This is a genomic window from Salinimicrobium oceani, assembly GCF_012037645.1.
Map to the genome: position 1 here is coordinate 1 of NZ_JAAVJR010000544.1, position 473 is coordinate 473.

Annotated in this window: 1 protein-coding gene; it reads left to right on the plus strand. The window is 46.5% G+C overall.

The features are described 5' to 3' along the window. Nucleotides 1-141: 141 nt before the first annotated feature. Nucleotides 142-473 (plus strand): hypothetical protein (locus tag HC175_RS18160; protein ID WP_209310079.1); only part of this gene is annotated, 332 nt, incomplete at its 3' end.

Here is a 473-nt window from a genome sequence, read left to right on the forward strand (position 1 = left end):
GTTACGTTCACAGCCGCACCTGTCAATGGCGGTGCGTCTCCTGCATACCAGTGGCAAAGAAATGGCTCTAATATCTCAGGAGCGACAGGTGCAACTTACACGGCTTCTTCTTTAGCTGATGGTTCCCAAATTTCAGTCGTAATGACTTCAAATACTATTTGTGCGGCACCTGTCACTGCGACAAGTAATGTTATTACTTTGAAAGGCTATACACCACCTGCGGCACCAGTATTTGCAGCATCATCTGGCAATGTGAATGTAGCTTCGGGAATTTGCCCCCCTGTGTCAGGATTAGTGTACACCGTCACAGGCGGTAATGCCAACGTAACTTCTTACAACTGGGAACTTCCAAATGGATGGAAAATTTCTGGAGGAGAAGGCACCAATTCGATTACTGTTGATGTAACTGGAGCTGCGGCATCAGGAGGAGATTTTAACATCACAGCTTCCGCTAAAAATGCCTGTGGAATTAG